General features: G+C 48.4%; 1 protein-coding gene. It reads left to right on the top strand.

Features of this window, described 5'->3' with window-relative positions; all coding sequences use genetic code 11:
* Window positions 1–339: HAD family hydrolase (locus tag J0A66_RS22005; RefSeq protein ID WP_206575977.1), on the top strand; the 339-nt coding region annotated here is incomplete at its 5' end.
* Window positions 340–378: the final 39 nt, after the last annotated feature.

The raw sequence follows: 378 nt of genomic DNA, 5'->3' as shown, positions 1-378 counted from the left end.
AATAAAGTTGATGCCCTCGGCATCGGCCCTTTATTCAAACGGGTATTTATCACCCACCGCTTCGGCATACAGCATGCTAAGCCATCTACCCATTGTTTTGAGTTGATAAAAAAGGCCGAGGGCTGCGACTGGCAAGATATGCTGTACATTGGTGACAACCCAGCCAATGATTTTGTCAATCTGAATAAGCTGGGTATGCAGACAGTTCGCGTGCTGACCGGGGTGCATAGGGATGTGCAAGTCCCCCCTGCAGTTGATGCCACCAATACTATCCAGACCCTAGTGGGATTATCGCCTACCCTTGAAGAATCAGCGAGCAGGCTGTCGCCTAATTCTTAGAGAGGTTCACTCAATTTGTTAAGCAACTTGTCGATAACC

This window comes from Bowmanella dokdonensis, assembly GCF_017254865.1.
GTDB lineage: Bacteria > Pseudomonadota > Gammaproteobacteria > Enterobacterales > Alteromonadaceae > Bowmanella > Bowmanella dokdonensis.
Note: the sequence above shows the minus strand (reverse complement) of the source record. Positions and strands in the feature narration are given on the sequence as shown.